Source organism: Enterococcus sp. FZMF (assembly GCF_030263915.1).
GTDB lineage: Bacteria > Bacillota > Bacilli > Lactobacillales > Enterococcaceae > Enterococcus_D > Enterococcus_D casseliflavus.
Genome location: NZ_CP127160.1, coordinates 433,641 through 454,282 on the forward strand (window position 1 = coordinate 433,641; position 20,642 = coordinate 454,282).

The 20,642-nt window shown below is 46.0% G+C and carries 18 protein-coding genes and 1 other annotated feature; of the genes, 15 read left to right on the top strand and 3 right to left on the bottom strand.

Annotated elements, in window-relative coordinates:
- Positions 1–71: 71 nt before the first annotated feature.
- The gene (locus QN079_RS02090; protein WP_289230344.1) at positions 72–902 is read right to left on the bottom strand and encodes a helix-turn-helix domain-containing protein; all 831 of its coding nucleotides are present in this window, start codon (positions 900–902) and stop codon (positions 72–74) included.
- Between the two features lie 203 nt (positions 903–1,105).
- Positions 1,106–1,972 carry an SHOCT domain-containing protein gene (locus QN079_RS02095; protein WP_074934402.1) on the bottom strand — a complete coding sequence of 289 codons (867 nt, stop codon included), beginning with the start codon at positions 1,970–1,972 and terminating at the stop codon, positions 1,106–1,108.
- A 148-nt stretch (positions 1,973–2,120) separates the two neighbouring features.
- Between QN079_RS02095 and QN079_RS02100 the strand changes: the two genes are divergently transcribed.
- From QN079_RS02100 to QN079_RS02120, 5 genes are all read left to right on the top strand, one after another.
- On the top strand, positions 2,121–3,227 hold the full coding sequence (locus QN079_RS02100; protein ID WP_016609602.1) for a GntR family transcriptional regulator: 1,107 nt from the start codon (positions 2,121–2,123) through the stop codon (positions 3,225–3,227).
- 4 nt (positions 3,228–3,231) lie between these two features.
- Positions 3,232–4,827, top strand: coding sequence for a xylulokinase (locus QN079_RS02105; protein ID WP_289230345.1), 1,596 nt, complete (start codon positions 3,232–3,234; stop codon positions 4,825–4,827).
- Positions 4,828–4,846: 19 nt separating this feature from the next.
- Positions 4,847–5,542, top strand: coding sequence for an L-ribulose-5-phosphate 4-epimerase (locus tag QN079_RS02110; RefSeq protein WP_142968013.1), 696 nt, complete (start codon positions 4,847–4,849; stop codon positions 5,540–5,542).
- A 19-nt stretch (positions 5,543–5,561) separates the two neighbouring features.
- Positions 5,562–6,986, top strand: a complete 1,425-nt coding sequence (gene araA / locus QN079_RS02115) for an L-arabinose isomerase (protein WP_005227266.1) — start codon at positions 5,562–5,564, stop codon at positions 6,984–6,986.
- A 197-nt stretch (positions 6,987–7,183) separates the two neighbouring features.
- The gene (locus tag QN079_RS02120; protein ID WP_289230346.1) at positions 7,184–9,550 is read left to right on the top strand and encodes a phosphoketolase family protein; all 2,367 of its coding nucleotides are present in this window, start codon (positions 7,184–7,186) and stop codon (positions 9,548–9,550) included.
- Between the two features lie 129 nt (positions 9,551–9,679).
- Here the strand turns inward: QN079_RS02120 and QN079_RS02125 are convergent, their stop codons facing one another.
- Positions 9,680–10,600 carry a LysR family transcriptional regulator gene (locus tag QN079_RS02125; protein ID WP_005227268.1) on the bottom strand — a complete coding sequence of 307 codons (921 nt, stop codon included), beginning with the start codon at positions 10,598–10,600 and terminating at the stop codon, positions 9,680–9,682.
- 126 nt (positions 10,601–10,726) lie between these two features.
- Between QN079_RS02125 and QN079_RS02130 the strand changes: the two genes are divergently transcribed.
- From QN079_RS02130 to QN079_RS02175, 10 genes are all read left to right on the top strand, one after another.
- Complete coding sequence (locus QN079_RS02130; RefSeq protein ID WP_213355803.1) at positions 10,727–11,881, top strand: cobalamin-independent methionine synthase II family protein; 1,155 nt, start codon at positions 10,727–10,729, stop codon at positions 11,879–11,881.
- Positions 11,882–12,007: 126 nt separating this feature from the next.
- Positions 12,008–12,242 (top strand) — a binding site (T-box leader).
- A 308-nt stretch (positions 12,243–12,550) separates the two neighbouring features.
- Positions 12,551–13,195, top strand: coding sequence for an amino acid ABC transporter permease (locus QN079_RS02135; RefSeq protein WP_010748717.1), 645 nt, complete (start codon positions 12,551–12,553; stop codon positions 13,193–13,195).
- Positions 13,196–13,207: 12 nt separating this feature from the next.
- Entirely contained in the window at positions 13,208–13,840 is a 633-nt protein-coding gene (locus QN079_RS02140; protein WP_289230347.1) for an amino acid ABC transporter ATP-binding protein, read from the top strand.
- A 13-nt stretch (positions 13,841–13,853) separates the two neighbouring features.
- Positions 13,854–14,657, top strand: coding sequence for an amino acid ABC transporter substrate-binding protein (locus QN079_RS02145; RefSeq protein WP_289230348.1), 804 nt, complete (start codon positions 13,854–13,856; stop codon positions 14,655–14,657).
- 175 nt (positions 14,658–14,832) lie between these two features.
- The gene (locus QN079_RS02150; protein WP_218212368.1) at positions 14,833–15,150 is read left to right on the top strand and encodes an AbrB/MazE/SpoVT family DNA-binding domain-containing protein; all 318 of its coding nucleotides are present in this window, start codon (positions 14,833–14,835) and stop codon (positions 15,148–15,150) included.
- 7 nt (positions 15,151–15,157) lie between these two features.
- Positions 15,158–15,595, top strand: a complete 438-nt coding sequence (locus QN079_RS02155) for a PIN domain-containing protein (RefSeq protein WP_289230349.1) — start codon at positions 15,158–15,160, stop codon at positions 15,593–15,595.
- Positions 15,596–15,725: 130 nt separating this feature from the next.
- Positions 15,726–18,176 (top strand): FtsK/SpoIIIE family DNA translocase, encoded by a 2,451-nt coding sequence (locus QN079_RS02160; protein ID WP_289230350.1) that lies wholly within the window; start codon positions 15,726–15,728, stop codon positions 18,174–18,176.
- Positions 18,177–18,217: 41 nt separating this feature from the next.
- The gene (locus QN079_RS02165; protein WP_005232219.1) at positions 18,218–18,919 is read left to right on the top strand and encodes a GntR family transcriptional regulator; all 702 of its coding nucleotides are present in this window, start codon (positions 18,218–18,220) and stop codon (positions 18,917–18,919) included.
- A gap of 61 nt (positions 18,920–18,980) precedes the next feature.
- Entirely contained in the window at positions 18,981–19,781 is an 801-nt protein-coding gene (gene proC, locus QN079_RS02170) for a pyrroline-5-carboxylate reductase (protein ID WP_289230351.1), read from the top strand.
- Between the two features lie 46 nt (positions 19,782–19,827).
- Entirely contained in the window at positions 19,828–20,502 is a 675-nt protein-coding gene (locus tag QN079_RS02175) for an HAD family hydrolase (RefSeq protein ID WP_289230352.1), read from the top strand.
- Positions 20,503–20,642: the final 140 nt, after the last annotated feature.

Below are 20,642 nucleotides of genomic sequence, written 5' to 3' on the forward strand. Positions count from 1 at the left end.
CATAAATGAAAACGCTTCGAAGGTGCAACGGAAACATGCACAAGAAAAAAACATTTTCTTGTGCATGTTGTTTAATTGCTCTGATGGGTGAACTGATCGATCAATAAATAGCAAAGCAGCAGATCATCCATATTTTTTAAATTTAAGCGCGTCAGTGTTTGAAACTTATCGATCTTATATAGGAGAGAATTCCGATGCATGAACAGTTCTTTGGCTGTGGAGCTTGCATTGCCTTGATTGCGCCACAGGGATTGAATGATCGTTTCGGTCTCTTCTTCAAACCAATCTAGATACAAGGTACGAAACAAGGAAATATACTCGGAAAAGCCGTTGCGAAAAAGAGAGAAGACCACTTTGGGCAGATCCATGCTTTTACTGGTGGTTTTCGTTTTTAACTCATTTTTGAACAGGCTAGACTCACTTGCCCATAAGGTAGTGAAATCGTGGCGCGGATGATGGAAGGGACCGACGAACAGCTGGGAATAGCAGTCGAAATCCATATCCAAAGCGACGAATAAGCCGTCGAGATCTTCGATGGGCAAATTGGCACCATCTTGTTTTTCTACGATCACTGCATGGTCTTCGGTGAGGAAAAAAAGATCCACCACGCTAGGGAGCATTTGCTGAATCTCTGCGAGCCATTCGGATTGCAAAGAGTCGATGGTTCGGGTGAAATGAACTTGCAGCAAGCGAATCCACTCTGGCTCTTGAACGGGCTGATGTTCAAATAAAATCGGATACCATGGATGGTTTCGGTTATCGATTTCTGGTTGCAAAGAGCCGTTTCCCAGTTGGATCAGCAATTTTTCACTGTCACTTAATTGGTCAGTTGGCAGCCAAATATATTTTTTGCCGAAGGCGATGGATTCGATAGCCTTCGTTGTGGCAACTTTGTCATGCAACGTTGCCTGGGGGAAACGTGCTTTGATGTCATTAAAAGAAAAAATGAGAAAGACCTCCTTTGAGATACTCTACGTATTCTTCATTTAGTATAGCATGTTCTAAAAAAACCGTTCAAAATTTTCCCAGGGAAAAAGCACAGCCCTTCACGGAAAGCTCTGCCTTCTCATGGCAGGAGGGCGGCTTTTTCCCGAAGCGATTGCTTCTATAATCCTAACAGTTGTTTTTTCTTGAATGCAAATTCTTCTTCAGTCAAAATTCCTTCGTCGACCAACACTTTTAGTTCACGTAGTTCAGCAATGAGCGCTTCCGTCGGCTTCGCAGCTGGCGGCGGCGATGGGTTCGTTAACGGGACCGACCGCTCCCGAGGGAAGTTGGTGAGGTAGCGCTGTATGATCCGAGCAATCACCAGGTCTTTTTCGGCAAAGCAAAGGGAGTGATTCGGTTCCATTCGTCTGAAGGAATGGGTTTCTCTGATCGCTCCGCCGCCAATATACAATTCTAAAAAGCCATTGCCTTTCCAAAGACCTGATTCAGCAACTTCTTTCAAATTGACACTGGTAATTTGGGGAATCTGCAGAACCTGTTTCGCTTTCTTCTTGTAATCGATGATTGTGAGGGTATCTTCTGAAATGACCCAAGCATCACGATAATGATAGGAAAGTAATTTGATTTTTCCAGCCTCTTCATCCACGTAACTTTTGGCTGATTGCCCACCAAGTGCTGCCAAATGATCCGTTAAAAATTCATAGGCTTTTTGGGCATCGATTCGATTGGTGAAATAGAGCAATTGAGAATTACCTGGTACCTGCAGTCGGAGGTAGTCCACTAAGAGACCTTTGCCTATATGTAATTCCACATCGGCAATTTTTGCCATGGGGATCTTTTCATCTGGGATTTTTGGATGGGTGTTGTTTATCCAGACGCCTTTTTTCGTAATGAGCCAACGACAGCTGGCATCATGTCTGCGATTTTCTCGATATTTTTTTGAATACAAAATAATGGGTTCCTCGTAGGTTTCATTAGGTGTTCTCGTCAAAATACTTACCTCCTTAAACGTAATAAGCAACATTTTATTCAATTATACAACAAATAGTGTTTTGATTCGTTTTATTCTGATGAAAATAAAGGTAATTTATCATTTACCTTCTTTTCGTTAGGTTTTTTTAGAAAAAAGCCATAGCAGCAATTGACACGGAAGCGGTTTCTTGGTATCTTAGATGTACGGACAACTTTTGAAAGATGGGATTAAAATGGCGAATAAGTACGAACAACTTGCGGATATCTTAAGAGAAAAGATCCGCTTAGGCACCTATCAAGAAGGCGATGCGATCCCTTCAGAAGCAACCTTACAGGAAGAATTTCATTATAGCCGTCACACGGTACGCCAAGCGATCGCTGTTTTGGTCAATGAAGGCTATTTAAGAAAAGAACGGGGCTCAGGCACCTACGTTTCAAAACCTGAGACTGTCAATCATAAAAACCGCAAAACGATTGGGATCATCATGACCTATTTGTCTGATTATATTTTCCCTTCGATCATGCGCGGCGTGGAGCAGACATTGCGGGAGCAAGGCTATTCACTGCTTCTAGGATCAACCAACAATGACCATGAGCAAGAAAGAGCGTGCTTGCAGCAAATGATGGATCAAGGGGTAGACGGGTTGATCGTTGAGCCAACGAAGAGCAGCCAGTACAACCCGAATCTTGCTTATTATGTCGCCCTCCAAGAAGCCGGGATTCCTCTCGTCATGATCAATGCCTATTATGAAGAACTAGACTTGCCGCATATTTGTGTCAACGATACACGTTCTGGGTTTTTAGCAACCAATTATTTATTAGAACAACAGCATCAGCAGTTGATGATGATCACGAAAATCGATGACTTACAAGGGAAATATCGGATGAAAGGGTTTGTCAAAGCATTGACCCAAGCCAAGCGGACGTTTGCAGCAGAAGACGTCTTGACGTATACGACCGAGACGAAAGAAGCCGTTATTGAACAAGCGATCCAGCGCTTGACGGCTGCCGATAATCAAGTCACAGGCATCGTTTGTTACAACGATGAGATCGCGCATCGCTTGATTCAAGCATTGACGGCTGCTGGGAAGAACGTCCCTACTGATTTTTCGATCGTGGGTAACGATGACTCGCCTCTTAGCACCTTGTCCACACCGACGATCACCACACTGACTCACCCGAAAGAAGCGATGGGGGAATTGGCGGCACAATGGATCACTACAGGTAAGGCAACAGAAGCGCAACGCTTTTATTTTGAACCGGAGCTGATCGTTCGCGGTTCAGTCAATAACCAAAAAGGAGAATAAGAAGATGACGCAACAAGTAAGGCAAGCAATTATTGACGGGCGCACGTCTCTTGGGATCGAGCTAGGCTCGACACGGATCAAAGCTGTCTTGATCGATGAGCAGTTTCAGACGATCGCTTCAGGTAGCTTTGAATGGGAAAATCAATTGGAGCAAGGGATTTGGACCTACTCACTAGAGGCGATTTGGCAAGGACTGCAAGCCAGCTACCAAGAGTTGGCGCACAACATCCAACAGCAATTTGAGGTACCTTTGACGACGATCGGCAGTATCGGTTTTTCTGCAATGATGCACGGCTATATGGCTTTTGATCAGCAAGGCACGCTGTTGGTACCTTTTCGGACATGGCGCAATGCGATCACGGAAGAAGCAGAAAAAGCCTTGACAGCATTGTTCCAATACAACATCCCGCAGCGTTGGAGTATCGCGCATTTGTATCAAGCGATTTTGAATCAAGAAGCCCACGTCCCAGAGGTTGCTTTTTTCACTACCTTAGCCGGCTATGTCCATTGGCAGCTGACAGGGGAAAAAGTTATCGGAATCGGCGATGCATCAGGGATGTTCCCAATCGACAGTACGACAAAAAACTATGATGCGAATATGCTGCAGCAATTTGATACACAAATCAGCAGTCAAGGCTATCCTTGGCAGATCAAAGACCTTTTGCCGCAAGTGTTGACAGCAGGCGAACCAGCCGGCACATTGACGGCAGAAGGTGCAAAAAAACTCGACCCAACTGGTACTTTGCAAGCTGGCATCCCGTTATGTCCGCCAGAAGGCGATGCGGGCACTGGCATGGTTGCCACGAATAGTGTGGCACAGCGAAGCGGGAATGTTTCAGCCGGGACGTCTGCTTTTGCCATGATCGTCTTAGAAGAACCCTTAACTAAAGTGTATCCAGAGATCGATTTGGTCACGACGCCTTCTGGTGATTTGGTGGGGATGGTCCATACGAATAACTGTACCTCGGAGATCAATGCCTGGGTCAAACTTTTCCGCGAGTTTGCCGACGCAGCTGGAATGAAACTCTCCACGGAAGAATTGTTTACGACCTTATTCAACGAAGCATTGAAAGGGGATTCAGACTGTGGCGGGATGCTTTCTTATGGCTATTACTCTGGTGAAAATATCACTAAGATCCCTGAAGGACGGCCGCTTTTCGTCCGATCGCCAGAGAGTTCTTTTACTTTAGCAAATTTCATGCGCTTACATCTGTTTAGTGCCTTTGGTGCGATGAAGATCGGGATGAAGATTCTGGAAGCCGAAGACGTCGCTATTGATCGAATCGTTGGTCACGGTGGGATCTTCAAGACGCCAGAAGTTGCCCAACGTGTCTTGGCAGCTGTCATGGAAGCCCCAGTCACGGTCATGGAAACGGCTGGTGAAGGCGGCGCCTGGGGGATCGCCCTTTTAGCAGCGTACCTTCGCCGTCATACGCCAGAACAATCCTTGGCCGCATTCTTAGCAGATCAAGTGTTTAAAAATGACCACGGCGTGACCTTAGCCCCGACAGAAGCCGACATTCAGGGGTTCACCGTCTTTACCCAACGTTACCAAGCAGGGTTGCCGATCGAGCAAGCGGCAATCGATGCGTTGATTTAAAAAGAAAGAAGGGAATTTTGTGTTAGAAGGATTAAAAGAAGAAGTCTTTCAGGCCAATTTGGCATTGCCGAAGCAAGGATTGATCAAATACACCTGGGGCAATGTGTCAGCAGTGGATCGCCAACAGCAATTGTTTGTCATCAAACCTAGCGGTGTTGACTATGAAACCATGCAAGCCAGTGATATGGTGGTTTGTGATTTTGAGGGCAACGTAGTGGAAGGAGCGAAAAATCCTTCCTCCGATACGCCAACGCATGCCGTTTTATACAAAGCATTTCCAGAAATTGGTGGGATCGTCCATACCCATTCTACTTGGGCGACGAGCTGGGCTCAGGCAGGACTCGATCTGCCAGCGATGGGCACAACTCATGCCGATACGTTTTATGGGGCAGTCCCCTGTGCCCGCTTTTTGACGCAAACCGAGATCGATGAAGGCTATGAAGCACAAACAGGACAGGTGATCGTCGAAACCTTTAAGGAACGGGGCATCACGCCAGAAGAAATTCCTGGTGTCTTGCTTCACGGTCATGGACCATTTACCTGGGGCAAAACGGCGGATGCGGCGGTGATGAACGCAGTGGTCTTAGAAGAAATCGCTAAGATGAATTTTATCACGCGTCAGCTGAACAGTTACGCACCCGAATTGCCGCAGCGGGTCTTAGACAAGCATTATTTACGCAAACATGGAGAAAATGCCTATTACGGGCAAAAATAACGAAAAAGGAGCAAGTAAAATGTTAGAAATCGGGAAAAAAGAATTTTGGTTCGTTGTAGGATCACAGCACTTATACGGAGAAGAAGCGTTACAAGAAGTACGGGACCATGCAGAAGAAATGGTCAAAAGCTTAAATGACAGCTCAAAGCTGCCTTATCCAGTCGTTTTACAAGAACTCGCTGTTACTGCCGATACGATTACGAAAATCATGAAAGAAGTCAACTATCGGGATGAAGTCGCTGGGGTGATCACCTGGATGCATACCTTCTCACCAGCAAAAATGTGGATTCGCGGCACGAAATTATTACAAAAACCATTGCTGCACCTTGCCACTCAATACAATGAACAAATTCCATGGGAAACCATCGATATGGACTTCATGAACTTGAACCAAGCGGCTCATGGTGACCGAGAATATGGATTTATCAATGCCCGTTTGAAAAAGCAAAACAAAATCGTTGTCGGCTATTGGAAAAATGAAGCCATCCAAAAAGAAATCGCTGCTTGGATGGACGTGGCAGTCGGCTACAATGAAAGCTTCCAAATCAAAGTCGCTCGTTTTGGCGACAACATGCGTAACGTTGGGGTGACCGAAGGCGATAAAGTCGAAGCACAGATCCAATTTGGCTGGACCGTTGATTATTTTGGGATCGGCGATTTGGTTCAAGTCGTCGATGCGGTGACTGACGAAGAAGTCGATGCACTCTTTGAAGAATACAGCCAGCTGTATGATTTCGATTATGGCGATTACGACAAAGAAGAATGGGCACGTCATGTCAAAGCCCAAGCCAAACAAGAAATCGGTCTGCGCCGCTTCCTTGAAGCAGGCGGCTATACGGCATTTACCACGAACTTTGAAGACCTATATGGTATGCAGCAGTTGCCTGGTTTAGCTGTACAACGTTTGATGGCAGAAGGCTATGGGTTTGCTGGTGAAGGGGACTGGAAAACCGCCGCTATTGACCGCTTGATGAAAATCATGGCCCACAATAAAGCGACTGGCTTTATGGAAGATTATACCTATGAGCTGACACCAGGAAAAGAAGCCATCTTGCAATCCCACATGATGGAAGTCGATCCAGTATTAGCAGCCAACAAACCAAAAATCGTGGTTTCGCCATTGTCGATGGGGGATCGTGAAGACCCAGCCCGACTCGTCTTTGACGGCCAAGGCGGCGAAGGTGTCGTGGTTTCGATGGCAGACTTTGGCACCCACTACAAATTATTGATCAATGAAGTCGATGCCTTTGAGCCAACTGAAGAAGCACCAAAACTACCGGTTGCACGAGTAATGTGGACACCAAAACCAAACTTCCACGATGGCGTCAAACAGTGGATCGAAACAGGCGGTGGCCATCACACCGTTGTCTCACTTGTCCTAAATTCTGATCAGATCGAAACATGGGCGAAGCTTGTGGGATTAGAATACGTAACGATCAAATAAGTACCCAATCACAAAAGAAACCGTTGGCGATGGTCGGCGGTTTCTTTGCGTTTTTCTTAAGCTTTCTTGCCTTCTGGCTGCGAAGTGCGGATAAGCAGACCCCTGAAAGCACCAGCAATCAGCAAAATTGACTTTTAAATATAGGGGGCATAGACTTTTATGTAAGAGTGGAACAATGGACTAAAAGGAGGAGCACAATGAAGACAACCTACGATACACCAGAGTATTATCAGAAAATGAACGCTTGGTGGCGAGCAGCCAACTACCTTTCCGTTGGTCAGATTTATTTGAAAGACAATCCCTTATTGCGCCGCCCCATCGAAGAAAAAGATTTGAAAGTGAATCCGATTGGTCACTGGGGAACGATCGCAGGGCAAAATTTTATTTACACCCATCTCAATCGCGTCATCAATAAGTACGACTTAAACATGTTTTATATCGAAGGACCAGGCCATGGTGGACAAGTCATGGTTGCGAATGCTTATTTAGACGGCAGCTACAGCGAGATCTATCCAAAAGCCACCCAAGACGAAGCAGGGATGAAACATCTATTCAAAACCTTCTCTTTCCCAGGTGGGATCGCTTCTCATGCGGCACCTGAAACGCCAGGTTCGATCCATGAAGGCGGCGAGCTAGGCTATTCCATCGCCCACGCTACCGGAGCTATTTTAGACAATCCCGATGTCATTGCAGCAGTAGTGGTCGGTGATGGCGAAGCCGAAACTGGACCATTAGCGGGCAGCTGGTTTTCAAATACCTTTATCAATCCAGTCAATGATGGCGCAATTTTGCCTATCTTGCATTTGAATGGCGCCAAGATTGCCAATCCAACGATTTTGGCTCGTAAAAGTGACCAAGATCTCACGAAATATTTTGAAGGCATGGGTTGGACCCCTTATTTCGTAGAAGGGGACGATCCAGAAGCCGTTCATCCGCAATTGGCACAGAAAATGGATCAAGCCATCGAACAGATCCACGCGATCCAAGCAGAAGTCCGCAAAGGTTCTGCGGAAGAAGCCGCTATGCCTCATTGGCCTGTTTTGATCGTTCGCACGCCGAAAGGCTGGACTGGACCGAAAGTCTGGGATGGAGAGCCGATTGAAGGGGGCTTCCGTGCCCACCAAGTGCCGATCCCGGTCAATGCGAAACATATGGAACACGTGGATGCTTTGACGGATTGGCTGCAGTCTTATCGTCCAGAAGAGCTTTTTGACGAAAACGGCCGCATCAAAGCTGAGATTCAAGAATTGGCGCCAAAAGGGGAGCAGCGGATGGCGGTCAATCCGATCACCAATGGGGGGATCGATCCGCAACCGCTACGCTTGCCAGATTGGCAAGCACATGCCATTGCGATTGAGACACCTGGGGAAACGACTGCCCAAGACATGATGGTCTTTGGGAAATTTGCCCGTGACATCATCAAAGAAAATCCTGACAACTTCCGCATCTTTGGCCCAGATGAAGCCAAATCCAATCGGTTGAACCATGTGTTTGAAGTCACGGATCGCCAATGGTTGGAGCCAAAACATCCTGATTACGATGAATGGCTGTCTTCAGTGGGCCGTGTGATTGATTCACAATTATCAGAGCATCAAGCAGAAGGCTTCTTGGAAGGCTATGTGCTGACGGGTCGTCATGGCTTCTTTGCCAGCTACGAGTCATTCCTAAGAGTCGTTGATTCTATGATTACGCAGCACTTCAAATGGTTACGAAAAGCCCATGATCTTGACTGGCGCAACCCGTACCCCTCATTGAATTTGATTGCTTCATCAACGGTCTTCCAACAAGACCATAATGGGTACACCCACCAAGATCCAGGGATCATGACCCATATTGCAGAGAAAAAAGCCGACTTTGTGCGGGTCTACTTGCCAGCCGACGCCAATAGCTTGATGGCTGTCATGGCAGAAACGCTCGCTTCTGAAGAAAAGATCAATCTAGTGGTCTCTTCAAAACACCCACGTCCGCAGTTTTATTCGGCGGATGAAGCGAAAGTGCTTGTCAAAGATGGCTTGAAAGTCATCGACTGGGCATCGACAGATGAAGGACAAGAACCCGATATTGTGATCGCAGCTGCTGGGACGGAACCGAATTTGGAAGCTTTAGCCGCTGTTTCCTTGCTGATTGAAGCCTTCCCAGAGTTGAAAGTCCGCTTCATCAATGTGGTCGATCTATTGAAATTGCGTCGTCCAGAAGTCGATCCTCGTGGGTTGAGCGATGAAGCATTCGAAGCCTACTTTACGAAAGACAAACCGATCGTGTTTGCTTTCCATGGATATGAAGGACTGATTCGCGACATCTTCTTTGGCCGTCGCAACCAACAGCTTCATATTCACGGGTACCGAGAAAATGGCGACATCACGACACCGTTTGATATGCGGATCCTTTCTGAATTGGATCGCTTCCACTTAGCCAAAGACGCCGCCGAATGGGTCTATGGAGAAAAAGCAACGGACTTTGCCCAAAAAATGGCAGACACCGTTGCGTATCACCATGACTTTATTCGAGAAAACGGCTATGATATCGCTGAAGTCGAAGAGTGGGAATGGAAACCATTGCGTTGATTTATTCTCCACAACGCCAACGTAAGACAGTTTAAGAACAAAAAAAGCACAAAAGAAACAAAACGATCCGCAACAGGGTCGGGACACCTTACTAAGGTAGCCCGACCGACTGTCTGCGGATCGTTTTTTTTAAAAGACGTCGAAACCGTAATTTTTGATATGCTGCTTCAACAAGGCGAGATAGTCCAAAGCCATCTCGCTCAGTTCCATTTTCTTGTGTTTGAGGTAACCTAGGGTCATCGCATCATCGACTTCCAAAGGGATCGCAACGATTTTTTCATCATTCAGCTCACTGCTGATGATCCCAGAGCTGATGGTATAGCCGTTGAGACCCACCATCAAATTGAAGATCGTGGCACGATCGCTGATGCGAATGTGTTTTTTGCGCTGTAAAGTGCTTAAGATCTCTTCAGAAAAGTAGAAGGAATTGGTTTCCCCTTGTTCGTACGACAAATAGGTATAAGGTTCCAAATCAGCTAATGTGATACTTTTTTTCTGAGTCAGGGGATTTTCTCGGCCGATGAAGACGTGGGGTTTGGCTTCAAACAAAGGAATGAATTGCAGGTCTTTTTCGTGGATCAAACGGGTGAGGACCGTCGTGTTGAAATCATTCAGATAAATGACCCCCAATTCGCTCTTAAACGTCTGGATATCATCCAGTACATTTTGTGTCTGGGTCTCTCGCAAGGTGAATTGAAATTCATCTTCCCCTAACTGTTTGACCAGCTCCACGAAGGCGTGGACGACGAAGGCATAGTGTTGTGCGGAAACACTGAAAACATGCTTGCGATGGCTGTCTTTGCGAAAGCGTTCGTCCAAGAGATTGACTTGGTCTAAAACATTTCGAGCATAGTTGAGAAAGGAACGGCCATCATCGGTCAAGGTCACCCCTAATTTACTGCGGTAAAACAGCTGCAGATCATACTCTTTTTCCAACTCTTTCATGGCTTGAGAGAGGGAGGGCTGACTGATGAAAAGCTGTTTTGCGGCTTCATTGAAAGAGCCAGTTTCTACGATTTTTTCCAAATATTCAAGCTGCTGGATACGCATGGGATGCAACCTCCTTTTTATGTTATAGGTATTGCCTATGGAATATATAAGTTTATAAGTATTATCTATAGTATAAGATGTTTGCTAGAATAAATCTAACAATTTTGAAAACTTTGTATAGGAGGAATGGATATGGCAACAGACAAATTTCAGCTTGTGGGGTCATTGTTACGACCACAAGATTTATTGGACTACAAAAATCAAATCGAGCATCGGGAGGACATCCGCTACCCGTTTTATGATGCGTTTCCTGGCTACCAAGAAACGGAAGCAAAAGCGATCACTGAAATCATTGCAGCGCAAAAAGAACACGGCATCACAGTCATCACAGACGGCGAACACGGCCGCTCAATGTGGCACCTGGATTTTCTCTGGGGATTAAAAGGCGTTGAGCGCTATATCTCCGATCATGGGTATGCCTTTGAAGATTTGGACGGTGGACATTTTGAGACACGTAAAGACATCGGCATCCGAATCACAGAACCATTATCTGGCAAAAACCATCATTACTTGACGTTGTTTAAAGAAACCAAACGCCAAGCTGGCGATCTGCCAGTCAAAATCACCGTCTGGGGGGCTGCCCACGCCTTTACCGAGCTGACTGTCTTTAACGACCTCGTTGGTGAAGGTCAAGTGTATCCAACGAAAGAAGCCTTGCGGGAAGGGCTGCTTAACGCCTACAAGGAATTCTTGCAGGAATACCGAGAAGCAGGTGGTGAGATCGTTCAGTTCGATGATTGTTTATGGGAATTATTCGCCGAAGACAATGACAAGAGCTTCTTCACCCAAGGCAATGACGGCTTAGAAGCGTTAGCAGATGAATTCGTGGCGATCAACAACGAAGTCGCTGACTACGCCCACGAATTAGGATTAAAAGTCTGGACCCACAACTGCCGCGGCAATTACCAAAGCCGCGCGGCCGCCAGCGGTACTTACAAAGCGATCGCCGAAAAATTCTTGCGTGATCAGCATTATGACCGCTTTTTCCTAGAGTGGGACGATGACCGTGCCGGTGATATCTCGGCTTTAGAAGCGCTGAAAGACCGTCCAGAAGTGGAAGTTGTCTTAGGCTTATTATCCAGCAAAACCGCCACATTAGACGATGAAGAGCGAGTGATCGCTTTATTAGACAAAGCCAGCCAAATCATTCCTAAGGAGCGGCTTTATCTTTCTCATCAATGCGGCTTTGCCTCTTGTGACTGCGGCAATGAGCTTTCGACTGAACAGCAATGGGCAAAAATCAAGCAAGGACAAGCCTTAGCTGAAGCGTACTTCGGTTGAGCAGCTGCGTCTTCTTTTCCCTGAATCTTCCCCTCGAAACCGGTGCATGCGACAAAGTTTCGAAAATTTCAGAAAAAATGTTTGACATTTTCTTTAAGAGCGAGTAAAGTAAGACACAACTTAATGAAACAGACATCGAAAAGAAGAGTAGCAAGACTTGCTGTTTGAAGAGAGTCTCTGGTTGGTGCAAAGAGATAACGCATGGTTGTGAAACACATCTTGGAGTCGTTTTTCCGAAAGAAAAGTAGGAAAGACCGGGTTTGCCCGTTACAGCAGCAGTCATTGATTGATGACTTTCTGAGTTCAGTTGCTGTGAAGCACTGATAAACAAAGGTGGAACCGCGTTGATAACGTCCTTTAGCTGTAATGGCTAGGGGACGTTTTTTTTCTCTTTTTTTGCATCTCACCGAAAACCGAAAGTGGAAGGATCACAAGGACTGCACGAGGCCTTTTCCTGTGAAGGAAAGGCAAATTGAGGTGGAACCACGTATCAAGCGTCCTCTGGCAAATGCCAGTGTGCGCTTTTTTTGTTTTTCTTTTTTAGAAAAATGAAACTTGCCAGTTGCCCCTCACCAGCCAACGTACAGCGCCACATAAGCGTCGGAGCCAACCGTCGCTAAGCTGTATCGCTGCTAATCGAAATTGAAACCTATCAAGGAGGAAGTCACCATGTTTGAGTATTTAGTCAATGTTATGCCCCAACTGATTTCAGGAACTGGAATCACCGTTAAATTGTTCGCACTGACCTTAATCGGGTCCATTCCCTTAGGCATCTTGTTGGCCTTTGTTTTAGCCAGTCGTCTGCGTATTTTGAAATTGATCGTGCAAGTCTACGTTTGGTTGATGCGAGGAACGCCTTTATTGCTACAGCTGATCTTCGTATTCTACGGTCTGCCGATCTTAGGGATCGTCTTTGACCGCTTTGAAGCAGCCTTGATCGCTTTTATTATCAATTACGCTGCTTATTTTGCCGAGATTTTCCGTGGAGGGATCCAATCGATTCCAGCAGGACAATACGAAGCCGCGAAAGTCTTGCGTTTGTCCCCGATCCAAACGATCCAAAAAATTATCATCCCACAAGTCGTCAAGATCACCCTGCCATCTGTCGGCAATGAAGTCATCAATCTTGTCAAAGACACATCCCTCGTCTACATCTTAGGATTGTCAGACGTGATGCGAATCGGAAAAATCGCTATGGAGCGAGACAGTACCTTGCTTCCGTTAGTCGGGGTCGGCTTGATCTACTTGGTGATGACGGGCGTCTTTACGTTGTTGTTAAAACAAATCGAGACCAAACTGGACTATTACCGTTAGGAGGAACCACATATGTTAGAACTAAAACAAGTATCAAAGTCATTTGGCGCTAAAAAAGTCATCGATCAGCTAGACTTGACGATCGAAGACGGCAGTATCTTAGCGGTGGTCGGTCCTTCCGGTGGCGGGAAAACCACCTTGCTTCGGACACTGGCTGGTTTAGAAACGATCGATTCTGGAAGCTTTTTGCTGGATGGCAAAGCCTTTGATCCCACCGACACAAAAGAACAAGAACAAGTCGTCGGTGTCGTCTTCCAAGACTTCCAATTGTTTCCGCACTTGTCAGTTTTTGAAAACATCACTTTGGCGCCAAAAATGGTGCTAAAACAAGACAAGGCCGCGTATACAGCAAAAGCCGAACAGTTGGCAGAAAAACTAGGATTATGTGACCTACTAGCCCAATATCCCTTCCAATTGTCCGGGGGGCAGCGGCAACGGGTGGCTATCGCACGAGCGATGGCGATGAATCCCAAAGTGTTGGCCTATGACGAGCCTACCAGCGCCTTAGATCCAGGCTTGAGACAGCAAGTCGAACAGCTGATCTTGGATCTGAAAAAAGAAGGAGTGACCCAGATCGTGGTGACCCATGATTTGGTTTTTGCCGAAAATATCGGTGATCAATTATTAAAAGTAGCAGGAGAATAAGGGGGAGAACAAAATGAAAAAATTACTATTGACGGGAATCGCAGCAGCAAGTGTATTTTTATTAGGGGCGTGTGGCAGCAACAATGACACCACAACCAGTGCCGCTGACAAAGAAGAAGTGATCGTCGGCCTAGACGATACTTTTGTACCGATGGGCTTTAAAGACGACCAAGGCAACATCGTTGGGTTTGATGTGGATTTAGCAACAGCGATTTTGGATCTAACAGGAACCAAAGTCAAATTTCAACCAATCGATTGGTCCATGAAAGAAACCGAACTAAGCAATGGCACCATCGATATGATCTGGAACGGGTATACCAAAACCGCAGCTCGTGAAGAAAAAGTATTGTTTACAGATACTTATATGGAAAACAAACAAGTCTTAGTCACAGCAAAAACCAGCGGCATTACTAGCTTTGATGATATGGAGGGCAAAGTCTTAGGCGCCCAAGAAGGTTCTTCTGGTTATGAGACCTTCAACAACCAACCGGAAGTTCTGAAGGATCTCGTAGACGGCAATGACGCAACCTTGTATGCCAGCTTTAATGAAGCCTTTATCGATCTAGAAAACGGTCGGATCGACGGTCTTTTGATCGACCGCGTCTACGCAGAATATTATTTGACTCAAACAGGCAAAACCGATGACTTCAACGAAATCGAAAGCCCCTTTGAAGCAGAAGATTTTGCTGTAGGTGTGCGTAAAGACGATCAAGCCATGGCAGATAAAATCAATGATGGCTTGAAAGAATTGCAAGACAATGGCACCTTTGCTGAAATCTCTGAAAAGTGGTTTGGCGAAGATGTCACACCAAACTAAAACAAGTCAACAAGATACACTGGCTGCTTAGCAGCTGGTGTTTTTTTATACATTCATTTCTTTTGCGTATTTAAGGAAAGAAGGAACGATTGAAGTATATACTTGTGTATACATAGGCGTGCTCATGTTATAATGATAGGTAGTAAGGAAAATCCGATAAAGAGGAGGGAGCCGAGTGGAACATTATAAAGAGACCGCTCATTTGATTAAGTGGGGCAACGGACAGGGGGTTCGCTTGTCTAAGAAAATGATTCGGAAATTGGATCTCCAGGTAGGTTCTGAACTAGAAATGGAACTGGCAGAAGAAGTCAATGGCAAAAAACAGTTAGTTATTACAGAAAAGCAGTCAGTAGGAGAGTTGTCCCTAGAGGAGAAACTTCGTTTAGTCGATTCTTTGCAAGGCATTTTAGCAGATTCATTTGAAACACCTGACGTTGTGGACATCAAAAAAGTAAGAAACGAACGGCGTAGGAAAAAATATCTGGGAGAATAAAATAAGCATGACCAAATACAAAGCCAAACGAGTCGTGATTGACACCAATGTGATCCTTGACTATTTATTAGGAAGAGGGGCTAAAAGCCATCAAGAAGCCATCAAACAGATATACAACAGTTCCATTTATGGACTTTGCGAGGGCGTGATTACGGCAGGTACCTTAACGGATCTTTTCTATATTCTCGATGGAGCAGCAGGAGTCGATGCTCGGAGGGAAGTCAAAAAACTGATCCAAGTGCATACCGTCTTAACCGTCACGGAAGCAGATTGCCTTCAGGCGCTTGATTCAACAATGACAGATTTTGAGGATGCTGTTTTAGCAGCTTGTGCGAAGCGAAATCAAATCGACAGTCTAGTAACGACCAATACAGCTGATTTTGAATCATCGGGACTGATTGTCTATACAGTCGCTGAATTTGTTGACCAGCTAGAAAGAGGATGATCACTGCTATATCTGGCAGACATCCTCTTTTTTCCTTAAATTCCAACAGCTAACCAAAATTTCTCACAGGAAAACTTTTGTTCGCCTTCTTTTTTCGTTATAATAGGGAAAGATGAAAAGAGGGATAGAAATGGCGCAAAAAAAACGCGCAAAGAAACGCAAAACAAAAAAACAACAAAAACAGCAAGAGAAATTAATGCTGGTCGGCGTCGGCCTGCTCTTTGTCTTGTTTTCGATATTTGGCTTTTTCCATTTAGGTTTTTTAGGAACCTTGATTGCCAACGGGTTTCGGATCGTTGGCGGAAACACGTACCAATTTTTGAGTGTTGCCCTAGCCGCTTATGGTGTCTGGTTAGCGATCAAAACGACCGATGCTCGCTTTAAGAGTATTCGGCGAGTGATTGGCTGTGTATTGGTGTATTTTGGTTTACTGATCATCCTCCATGCGCAAATCTTTAGTAATGTGGTGGGAGAACAAGCCAATATCTTCCAAACCACGTGGATGACGCTGTTAGGCGATATTCGGCGCAGCCAAGTGATCCAAAATGTCGGGGGCGGAATGATTGGCGCCATGCTCTATGGGGCGACCTATTTTCTTGTTTCCCAGATCGGCAGCTACATCATTGCTGTTTTACTCATGCTGATTGGGGTGTTCTTGTTCAGCCAAATGAGCAGCCACGAGTTAGTCGAGCACCTGCAAGCAGCTGGTGACAAGCTGCAGCGGTTGTTAGAAGGCTCTCCAGAAAAGCAAGCCGAACGAGAAGCCCGCAAAGCGGAACGAGCAGCAGAGAAACAAGCTGCGAAAGAAGCCAAAAAAGAAGCCAAAAAAGAAGCCGAACGAGCAGCAGTCATGGCGGAGATCAAAGAAAAGAATCAAGTCCGACCAATGACAGAAAACGAAAAATCAGCAAAAGAACAACAGATGCAAGCGCCAGCTGACTTTGAACCAGAGCAGCTGAGCTTTGTACCCATCGACCACTTCCAGGAATTGCCGCAAGCGGCGGGACCAGAGGCCGCTCAAGCACCACATCCAGCAGGAAACAAACCGGGACCAAGCAAAAAGGTCAATGAAGACGGAGAGATCCTCGATGATGATGGTGAAGTATTGGAATTTGAGATTTCGGAAGAAGCTGAAAATCGTGATTATGAATTGCCTTCAGCGCAATTACTCGATTCGATCCCTTCAACGGATCAAAGCAGCGAGTACAAAAAGATCGAACAAAATATCGGTGTGTTAGAAACTACCTTCCAAAGCTTCGGTGTTGACGCAAAAGTCGTCAAAGCCAGCTTAGGACCAGCAGTAACCAAATTCGAAGTTCAACCAGCAGTAGGGGTCAAAGTCAGCAAAATCGTCGGGTTGACCGACGATATCGCCTTGGCCTTAGCTGCCAAAGATGTGCGGATGGAAGCGCCGATCCCAGGGAAATCATTGATTGGGATCGAAGTTCCAAACAGTGCAGTCAGCATGGTTTCATTCCGAGAAGTGATCGAAGCCCAACCGGATCATCCAGATAAACTATTAGAAGTACCTTTAGGACGCGATATTTCTGGCCGTGTCCAAACGGCAGACTTAACGAAAATGCCCCATCTCTTGATTGCCGGATCGACCGGGAGCGGGAAGTCCGTAGCCATCAACGGCATCATCACCAGTATTTTGATGCGGGCAAAACCCCATGAAGTCAAACTGATGATGATCGACCCGAAAATGGTTGAATTAAATGTTTACAATGGGATTCCCCATCTCTTGACACCTGTCGTGACCAATCCCCGCAAAGCGGCGCAAGCGTTGCAAAAAGTGGTCAAGGAAATGGAAGAGCGCTACGAAAAATTTGCGGCAACTGGGGTCCGAAACATTACTGGCTACAACGATTTAGTGATCAATAAGAATTTAGAAGACGGCGAAAATCGTCCGATCTTGCCATTCATTGTAGTGATTGTCGATGAGTTAGCCGACTTGATGATGGTTGCCAGCAACGAAGTCGAAGATGCCATCATTCGTTTGGCGCAAATGGCACGGGCAGCAGGTATCCATATGATCCTGGCAACGCAACGACCAAGTGTGGATGTCATTACAGGGATCATCAAAGCCAATGTTCCGTCACGGATGGCCTTTGCGGTTTCCAGCGGTGTCGATTCGCGGACCATCATTGATGGGAACGGAGCCGAAAAACTGCTGGGACGCGGCGACATGCTGTATCTGCCGATGGGTGAGAACAAACCGATTCGGGTCCAAGGGGCCTTTATTTCCGACCAAGAAGTCGAACGAGTGGTTGAATTCGTGACCGATCAGCAAGAAGCCAATTATGAAGAAAAAATGATGGTCACTGAGGAAGAAACGAGTACCGGCAGTAGCGGACAACCGCAAGATGAGCTATTCGAAGATGCCAAAGCCCTTGTGGTGGAAATGCAGACCGCCAGCGTTTCTCTCTTGCAGCGACGTTTTCGCATCGGCTATAACCGGGCGGCTCGGTTAGTGGATGAATTAGAAGATCAAGGTGTCGTTGGCCCTTCTGAAGGCAGCAAGCCGCGGAAAGTCTTGATCGAGCCGCAACCAGAAGACATTCCTACCTTTGATGAATAAGGAGAACAAGACCAATCCAATGAGAGAAAGGCGAGATAGCAATGAAACGCAAACACATTCTTTACCGTGATGTTGCCGATAAGCTCAAAGAAGACATCATGTCGGGTCGCTACCCGATTGGTTCATTTTTACCGACGGAAACAGAATTGGAAGCCACCTTCAATGTCAGCAAGATCACTGTCCGCAAAGCCATCGAATTGTTAGCGGCAGATGAGTATGTGGAAAAACGCAGCGGACGTGGGACGACGGTTTTAAGCAATCGCCCTTATAACAAGCTGTCAAAAGGCACGACGTTTAGCCAATTGCTTGAAAAGACTGGCAAGGAATACACGAAGAAAAACCTCAGCTATGAATTAGTCGAACTTGCGCCTGAGCACCCCGCGTATTCTTTGATGGGCAAAGAAGTCATGCGTTTACGTCGCATGTATTATTTTGACCACCAACCCTTTATTTACTATGAGTACCATTTGCCAAAGCAACTAAAGGGAACCTCCATCGAGGTCTTTGAAGAAAAATCATTGTATCGCCTATTGGATGAACATCGAATGATCATCGATCGCTTTCAAGATGCGTTTGTGGCAACGACCTTGACTGAAGAGCAACAGAAGTTTATGATCACGCCGGAGGTCGCTGCCTTGAAACGAACCCGTTATTCGTATGATCTACAAGGAGAAGTGGTAGAATATACAGAAGGGATCTATAACACTGCCTTGCATCCGTATATGATCGAATTTGAAGCCTAGTCATTGATTAGGCTTTTTTAGCAAAAAGTGGTACCAAAATCAGAAGTGGAGCGTGAAAACTATGAGAAAAATCGCCTTTTTAGGAGCCGGTAACATGGCAAAAGCTATCATTAATGGCTTGATTGCAGCAAACCTGTATGAACCAGCAGAGATCTTGGTTTATAACCATCGCTACGAGCCGACTTTGGCACAATTAGAAAAAGAAACCGGGATCACTGGGACAACTAAGCTAGCAGATGTCACCGAAAAAGCGGAGATCCTCGTCTTAGCAGTTAAACCTTTTGTCTTTCCCCGCTTGCTTGCTGATTTAAAAGACGGCTTGACCAAGGAGCATTTGCTAGTATCCATTGCCGCGGGTGTGACGATCGCGCAAATGGAAGAAATCATCGGTGCGCGCAAAATCGTGCGGGTCATGCCAAACACCCCTGCACTGGTGGGGGAAGGGATGTCTTCTATCAGTCCCAACGGTCAAGTGACGAAAGCCGAAGCCAATGAAGTCAAACAGCTTTTTGAAAGCCTGGGCAAAGCCGAGCAAGTACCAGAAAGCATGATCGATGCAGTCATTGGTGTCAGCGGTTCTTCACCAGCCTACACGTATTTGTTCATTGAAGCTTTGGCAGATGGAGCAGTGGCAGAAGGAATGCCGCGGCCGATGGCGTATGAATTTGCTGCTCAAGCGGTATTAGGCGCAGCGAAGATGGTATTAGAGACGAAGGAACACCCAGGCGTCTTAAAGGATCGTGTCAGCTCGCCAGGGGGCACAACGATCCAAGCAGTCAAAACCTTAGAGGAAAATGGCTTTCGGGCGGCTGTCATCAAAGCAGTGCAAGCAGCTGCTGACAAAAGTCGAGAGATGTCTTGATCCCCAGTGAGTGAGGAAAAAATCTTAGCAAAACGAAGGAGCGTTTATGAAAGAACTTTTGATTTTTGATTTTGATGGATTGTTAGTCGATACTGAAAGAGTCTATTTTGATGGGTGGTTGGCGCTATTTAAAAAGTATGAGCTTCCGATTACAGCCGCTGATATTTTTGGTTGGCGTGGTCAAAGTTGGCAACAGACTGCCACTAAATTAGCCGACCTCGTAGGCGGTCAGCAGCGAGTGCAGGAATTACGAGCAGAACGGGAAGTCTATATTGCCCAGCAAATAATCGATGGCACCTTCAAAACCAAACCCTATGCGAAAGAAACCATCGCATTGGCTCGTGAGAAAGGCTTCCAAACGGCATTAGCCACCTCGACGATGAAAAAAAGAGCCTCTGAATTGTTGGCGCATTTCGATTTGTTGCAGGCCTTTGACTATCAGACCTTTGGCGATGATGTCTCCGCCCATAAACCTGATCCAGCACCTTACTTGCTGACTTTAGAAAAAGCGCAAGTCGCAGCAGAAAAAGCTTTAGTCATGGAAGATTCTCTTGTGGGAGCAACAGCCGCGACGCGTGCGGGCATCGATGTCGTGCTGATTCCCGATCAAAGTTTTGATCAAGTCTATTCCCCAGAGGAAAAAGCAGATCTTCAATTATATGGCGAAGCTACCTCATTGAAGTATGTGTATGAGTTATTGGCAAAGGATCAACTGAAATAATACCTAAAAAAGCTTCCTTTTTCGTTGCAGAAAAAGGAAGCTTTTTTTGTATAGGAAAGGCCTGTAAAAAAACAGATCAAAGGATATGAGTGGTGTGTTTTTCGCCATCATGGTAAAGTTAAAGAAAGTTTAACAATAAG